Here is a 6,419-nt window from a genome sequence, read left to right on the forward strand (position 1 = left end):
AGAACGCTCGGCGTGTTGCAACCCGCTACGACAAGACCGCAGAAAGCTTCCTGGGATTCATCGATATAACGTCCATCCGACTTTGGTTTCGCCATTTGTCAACATGACCTAGAGCAGGAGCGGGAACAAGAGCACTATCGGCATCGAAGCAAGGACAGAGACTTCGAGCGGTGAGTGGGATGAGCTATGTAAGTGTAGCGACCTGCATTTATCATTGGCTCGACCTGCCTCCCTGAAGATGTGGGTGGCTTCCCCGGATACGCCGACTTCCTCGAAGCCATGGCAGACCTCAGGCACGAAGAACACAACAGAATGCTGGAATGGTATGGGGAAAAGTTCGACCCTGAAGAGGCAGAGATCGGTCGCATCCTCGACAACTTCGAGCGCCTCGCCAAAAAATGGGCCCCGAAGCCGCGCAAACCGAAAGCCGTCTGATGATCAATAAGGCGCGTCCACGGCCTTCGGCGGATGCTTACGGTTTCTGTACCGGTCAACCTGTTGAAATCCGGTAGGGCAGGGCGGTCCTGTGACCACCATATGCGGTTAGAAGGCGGGAGAAGATAAGAGCTATCAAACGTAAGCTTGCTCTGGGTCCAATTCCCGAAACTCTGGCAATGTACCAATTTCTCGGATTACAGCGTAAAGTTCAAGCTTCTGATTAATGCCCAAGGTTCGCATAAAGCGGTAATAGGCGCCGCCAGCCTCGTCGATTGGCGCATAATGGCCGACGCCCACGTCATCGATCACCCCACACGCCATACCGCGGCGACGCAAATGTTCAGACAATAAAAAATCAAGCCCGAACCCACTTACCGAACGGCCAAAAAGCTGAGTGCAATCCGAAAGCGCACGTCGCGACAACCCTGGCATCATAATCTCTACCCCGGTGGTACGTCGAACGCCCGTTTCAGATTTTTGGAAAAGATCGGGCCACACGCAATGAGATCCTTGCAGCAAAGCCGGCTGAAAAGCATCCAGGCCATTATGCTCTGCAGTGTCGAACAGCAGGTCTACATCTGCATGGGCGAGCTGTAGATCGTCGTCAAGAAACAGCACTTGCTCGTAACGTAACAGGAGATCGGGCGCAGTCTGCAGCACATGGTGAATTGCGGTGGCCTTTGTGCCCGACTGACGCAAATGTATCTCGCCGTGCCGCAGATCCATACCCTGAGCGGCGTACCAGTTGCACATCAGGTCCCAGCTGCGCGGCTGGTCTGGACTATACCAATCGGTCGTACTGAAGCGCGGGCCTGCCTGAACCCAGACTAAGCGGCGGCGCCCGCTCGGGGTGTTGCGGATCAGGGCTGAGCGAATAGAATTATGAATTCGCGTCTGGTTAGTGGACAGACGGTCCAGATGCATCTGTAAATCTGGCGAAATCGCATCCTCCTCTTCCCGCAGTAGCGCAGCCAGCACATTTGCCATGTTCGCATATCTTGCACGCTCAGTCAGAAGGGCCACGCTATCAATGAAAGGGGCTGGATCGATAGCTCGGTTCTGAGACACGGACACGAAATGATCTAGACAGGAGGCGTAGTCAGCTGCATCGGGATTTTGCCAGAGATACCAATCGAGATAAAAGAAAGGCGACGGGTCAAGGCCCGCAGCCTGTCCATGAAGACAAAAATGTTGGTACGCTGCGCTCGTATTAGCGAAGCGTTCCCCCGTTTGGGCCGCATAGTGATCAAGCGCAATCAGATCTTCTGGCTTGATCACATCCGGACCGGTGCGAAGCAAGCTGGACTTGCGCTTAGCCACGGCGAAACCGAGCTGCATCATAGAGTGCCTTGCTAAGTGTCGCATAGTAGCTTTCGATCTTCTCGGGGCGCGTAGAAAAATCAGTCAGCAACGAGATGGCAGGATTGGTTTCAGGCGTGCCAAAGGCCATTACGCCAAGGCCATGCCCATGACGAAACTGGAAGGAGACCGGTGCCTCATGGCGGATTTCTTCAAAAAACTGCCAAACCCCGAAATCAGTTTGAAACTCATTAGTGTCATGAAAAATGATTACGCCCGCTTCGGTCAGCTTTGGCCGCCAAGTATCGTAATCCTCTTTTACCGCTTCGTATGTGTGCAGCCCGTCAATGTGCAAAAGGTCAATTGAGCCGTCCTCAAAACAGTGTAGAGCTTCGGAAAAGTAGCCGCGTATAAAGCGTCCAGTTTCTGAGAAATGCTGATTGAGCAAGACCTTGAAACCATCAAATACCGTCTCTTCGTAAAACCCACTCTGGTGATCGCCAGTCCACAGGTCTATTGCGACACCCTCGCCGTAATTGCCGTTGGAGCGCATATGCTGGCAGGCAGCAAAAAACGACGCCCCAGCATGCGTACCAAGTTCAACGTAACGCCGCGGCCGCAAGACTTCCATCAGGGAGAACAAGAACGGAATGTGCCCCAGCCAGGCAGTAGGAACCACTATCTCTACGTCGGTCGACGCGGCCAGCAAAGCGTCTTCTACTAAAGCGCTGCCAGCGGGACATCTTGCAGGTGGGCGGGCGGGAAGCTTCGAGTAAAGGGGGGTGGCTAGCGCTTCCAACGGATTACGAGCTTCAGCAGCGACTGGAAACAACTGCGACAACGTCTCTGCGGCATTTTTCAGATTAATGCTCGGCAGCTTCGCAGAGGGTGACGGTGCCGCCCGGTCCGACTGGGCAAATCTCAGCTGGTAAGACCGGGTGTTCTCAGTCACTTTCCCAATCGACACCGCCTTGATAATTTCCGCTAGCGGTTTGCCATATTGAAGGGCAACCTCGCGCGTCAGATTTTCGTCACCAACGATATTGTCAATGTGAACGGCAATTTCCCGCCAGTGCGCTCCCTGATCCTCTGGCTTGCCGTGGGTCTCGGCCAATGCCTGCGCCCCCTGCTCTACCTTGTGCCGAAGCGCCTCAGGCCCTGAAATCGGAACATGAAGCACGCCGAAGGCACGTGCGCCAGTTTTGCCGCTCAAGCAGCCTTGAAAGCTTACTGCATGGTTTCCTTGCGCCACCGTGAAGCCAGGCGCAACTGAACGAGCATTTAGTGCGATTTTGACAAAGTCCGACGGTGACGGCCCAATGACCGCTTCGGCTCCCTGCAAGCTATCACCCGCAGCCTCGGACAGCGCGAGATTGAACCAATGGCCGCGCAAAACCCTTTCTTCGGCAAAACTTACCAGAGCCTGGCGGAAGCTCGCGGCATCCTCGAAAGTAAGGAATTCGTCGAAGTCCAGAAAAAAGATCCAGTCCGTCTGACCCTCGGCCACAAGAGCATTTGCGACTAACGACATATATTCGGATTGATAGTAGCCAGGGTCTTCCGCACGCAACACCAACACCTGCGTGTCATTCACGCCATTATAGCCGCAAGCGATGTTTCCCGTGGCGTCTTCGGAGAGGTGATCGACCAAGACCACTCGGTCAAAAAGCGCGCAGAAGTGCCGCATGGTGTCATGTGCACGCGCTGCCTCGTTGCGGGCCATGGCCACCACCGTCAGATGAGGTGCAACACGCTTTTCAAAGGACGGGATTGGTGCTGAATGGATCTCTTGTGTTTCGCTGGCCACGGGCATGGTGGAGAGAGCTGCCGGCGTCGGACCCAGATAGGCGTGTATATCGAACTGCTTGGGCCAGTGCTTTTTGGGGCGCCCACGCAATTTACGCAGAGAATTGGACCAGCGCCGGAATGCGCGAGTGCGCCTCCACCACTTGTCAGATATAACAGCGTTGGCGTCTGCGGCCAACCGGGACAAAGCCACCTCAAATTCACGTGGCCCAGCAACGAGTTTCTCGTTCTCCTCTTTAAGAGCCTCGGTTTGCCGAACCTGCCTTTCAAGATCCAAGCTTAGCTTCTCACGGTGCTCTGAAAGTGCACGGACTTCCTGCGCCAGACTTGAAAGCCGAAGTTCAGCATTTTCGGGCTGAAGCTCGGAATCCAGCCTTTCGTAGATCGAAGCCGGCAGGCCTGGAGTAGGGCTATCAGATGCGATAAGTAGATCGTAGCGATGTCCGATCAGACCTGCTTGTACGTCTTCCGGTGGAGCGAAATTTATGAATGAATATGGGTTTTGGGCAGATACAATCACCGAAGCGGCAGACGTTTTCTGCTGATAGTGCTCTACGTTCGGGAAGTAACTCGAGACAAGTGCGATAAATTCTTCAGAATAGAGCTCACGCTCGTGGAATTGGTTGTTGTAGCCGGTTTTCTCTGAATATATGGCCTTATTCGGGCTAGATATCAGAAGTACGCCACCCGGACGCAAAACACGGCGCAATTCGGACAACATGTCGGCGTGATCAGTCAAGTGCTCAATTGTCTCGAAAGAAACAACAAGATCAACTGAAGAATCCTGCAGCGGGATCAGAGTTGCGTTGCCTTGCCGAAACTGGAGCCGTTCATGCCCATAGGTCTGCTGTGCATGCGCAACCGCGTCCTCAGCCAGATCGATACCGATCACGGAGCGCGCCACTCGAGCCATCATCGCACTGCCATAGCCTTCGCCGGACGCGATATCGAGCACATCTCGGCCTTCGGAAAGTAGGGTTGCCAGACGGTAGCGATGCATGTGCTCAAGCTCGATAATTTCGCTCATACCTGGCATGAACCGTTCACCTGTTGGTTTTAGATCCGTTCTACTTTTCATACCTGCCTCAAAATTCTTCCAAAGTTGTCCTATCGCCTAGTCACCCGACATTCCCCAAGTGACGCGCCATCTGACGTGAATATCGCCTGAATCTGACCGCTGGACCAGCGTTTTCGTCCGACCGACACCTGCGGTCGCGCAGGCTGCAGAAAGTGGGCGGATCAGGCCGCGAAGCCGGCGTGATCTGGCTTGATGGTGTTTTTTTAGCGCGGCAGGCAGACCTGCCCTGCCGTTTTCGTTCAGTTTGGGCGTGGATCGCTGTCATGCGCATGACGGGGGCGCTCGTAATCGGCGGATGGCGGCGAGGACGGCGCGCACCATCGGGCCGGTTAACGGCCACCTCGGCCAGTTGGAAGGTGATGGCGCGGGCGTGGCGGACGACACGTGCCCCGATCGTGATCAGCTTCAGTTGCAGGCTGGTGAGGGACCAGTCGGCCATCGCCTCGGGCAACTCGATGCAGCGCAGGAAGGTTGCCAGGTTGTAGGCCAGGGCATGCAGTTGCAGCCGCACCTCGTTGTCGCGGAACTTCTGGCATGACAGCCGCGTCCAGCGGAAGGCGTATTTGCCTTCCTTTATGTGCCGTTTCAGGGTCTTGCGGTTGAAAAGGTTCATAATAATATTTTCGCAAATATGCGTTTACGTAATTACGTATTTGCGCGATTAAGGTATTCCGCAAGGGCAGCTTCTAGAATATCCTGGTGTGTCTGATCCGTTTCGGCGGCATGCATCCGCAGGCGGCGATAGGTTTCGCCATCGAGGGCGAGCGTCAGCCGCTTTTCACCTTCGCGCTTCTTTGCCGGTTTCGCGGCTTTGCTGGGCGGCTGAAGGGTCGCTCCCCGTTGCGGTATGCCGGTATCTATCGGGCGGGTCTGTGTGTTGAGCATTCCGTCAAGAGACAGCGATTTCCTAACCATCGAGTATTCCCTTCACGTAGGCCCAGACAGCGGCAATCTCGGCCCCCGCCTTGTCGTCGGTTGTTTCAGTGACACCCTGCCCCGTTGCCCCGGTTTCTGCATAGCTGACCCGTTGCGCGATATTGACCGGCGCGACACGGCCATGTTGCGCCAAGACGCGTGCGGCTTCGTCGGTGATCTTGGCGCGGGGGGTCTGTGACAGGGCAAATGCGAACGGGACGCGTGCAGCGTTCACGGCGGCAATCGTGGCCCCTACGGCGCGCAGATCATCGGGCGAGGGGCGAACCGGGACCAACACCAGATCAGCGGCCTCTAGCGCCTCGGCCAGCCATTCCGGCGCGGCTGGCGGGGTGTCGATGATGCACAGATCGAATTGCGACTGCGCGGCGTTCAGGGTGGCCTTGAGAATATCCGGCGCGGGGTCACGGTCCAGCATTGAAGGCCCGTCAGCATCCCGGCCTTCCCACCAGGCGCGCAGTGAGCCTTGCGGGTCGAGATCGAGGCAAAGGACGTCGCGGCCGTCCTGAGAGGCGGCAACAGCAAGGTTGCGGGCTAGGGTGGTTTTCCCGGCCCCGCCTTTCTGGGCGGCTATGACTATCGTTTTCATGGGCTGACGTTACCGCAGTTCCCCAGAGTCGCAAACGCATAAATTCACATTTGCGCGCTTGCGGAAATACGTAAATACGCATAAATGTATAAAGACACAACGGACGTAGGGTTCTTATACGGTGGAGAAAATGCCATCATTGTTGCGGGAGGATGGGCATGGCGCCTAGGTCATGTTGACAAAAGGGATTCACATCTGTCGGCGGGCATGATTCAAGCTGGTATCTACGACGGAGACCAGCTTGGCACGAGACCTGATGTCGGACGAGGAATGGGC

General features: G+C 55.8%; 6 protein-coding genes and 2 pseudogenes. 3 read left to right on the forward strand and 5 right to left on the reverse strand.

The window, feature by feature from the left end:
- Both ACR0BF_RS20030 and ACR0BF_RS20035 read left to right on the forward strand, forming a co-directional pair.
- Nucleotides 1-107: pseudogene (locus ACR0BF_RS20030) on the forward strand (IS5/IS1182 family transposase); the annotation flags it as partial.
- Between the two features lie 106 nt (nt 108-213).
- Complete coding sequence (locus ACR0BF_RS20035; protein WP_480625652.1) at nt 214-435, forward strand: IS1096 element passenger TnpR family protein; 222 nt, start codon at nt 214-216, stop codon at nt 433-435.
- Between the two features lie 135 nt (nt 436-570).
- On the opposite strand, the gene ACR0BF_RS20040 is transcribed toward ACR0BF_RS20035, so the two are convergent.
- The 5 genes and pseudogenes from ACR0BF_RS20040 to ACR0BF_RS20060 all read right to left on the reverse strand — a co-directional run bounded on the left by ACR0BF_RS20040 (nt 571) and on the right by ACR0BF_RS20060 (nt 6,143).
- A complete protein-coding gene (locus tag ACR0BF_RS20040; protein ID WP_480625647.1) occupies nt 571-1,776 on the reverse strand; it encodes a hypothetical protein in 1,206 nt (401 codons plus the stop codon).
- Nucleotides 1,751-4,579 (reverse strand): class I SAM-dependent methyltransferase, encoded by a 2,829-nt coding sequence (locus ACR0BF_RS20045; RefSeq protein ID WP_480625648.1) that lies wholly within the window; start codon nt 4,577-4,579, stop codon nt 1,751-1,753. Before ACR0BF_RS20045 ends, ACR0BF_RS20040 begins: the two co-directional genes overlap by 26 nt.
- A 303-nt stretch (nt 4,580-4,882) precedes the next feature.
- Nucleotides 4,883-5,213: pseudogene (locus tag ACR0BF_RS20050) on the reverse strand (transposase); the annotation flags it as partial.
- 53 nt (nt 5,214-5,266) lie between these two features.
- Complete coding sequence (locus ACR0BF_RS20055; protein ID WP_480625649.1) at nt 5,267-5,536, reverse strand: CopG family transcriptional regulator; 270 nt, start codon at nt 5,534-5,536, stop codon at nt 5,267-5,269.
- Nucleotides 5,529-6,143, reverse strand: coding sequence for an AAA family ATPase (locus ACR0BF_RS20060; RefSeq protein WP_480625650.1), 615 nt, complete (start codon nt 6,141-6,143; stop codon nt 5,529-5,531). Before ACR0BF_RS20060 ends, ACR0BF_RS20055 begins: the two co-directional genes overlap by 8 nt.
- Nucleotides 6,144-6,227: 84 nt before the next feature.
- Here ACR0BF_RS20060 and ACR0BF_RS20065 point away from each other — a divergent pair.
- The coding region (locus ACR0BF_RS20065) for a hypothetical protein (RefSeq protein ID WP_480625651.1) at nt 6,228-6,419 on the forward strand (192 nt) is incomplete at its 3' end.

This window comes from Ruegeria sp. AG7, from assembly GCF_056541545.1.

What these genes read in the sequence shown, in the direction of transcription:
- ACR0BF_RS20040 (WP_480625647.1), bottom strand. Translation starts at nt 1,776, where the DNA reads ATGCAGCTCGGTTTCGCCGTGGCTAAGCGCAAGTCCAGCTTGCTTCGC.
- ACR0BF_RS20045 (WP_480625648.1), bottom strand. Translation starts at nt 4,579, where the DNA reads ATGCCAGGTATGAGCGAAATTATCGAGCTTGAGCACATGCATCGCTAC.
- ACR0BF_RS20055 (WP_480625649.1), bottom strand. Translation starts at nt 5,536, where the DNA reads ATGGTTAGGAAATCGCTGTCTCTTGACGGAATGCTCAACACACAGACC.
- ACR0BF_RS20060 (WP_480625650.1), bottom strand. Translation starts at nt 6,143, where the DNA reads ATGAAAACGATAGTCATAGCCGCCCAGAAAGGCGGGGCCGGGAAAACC.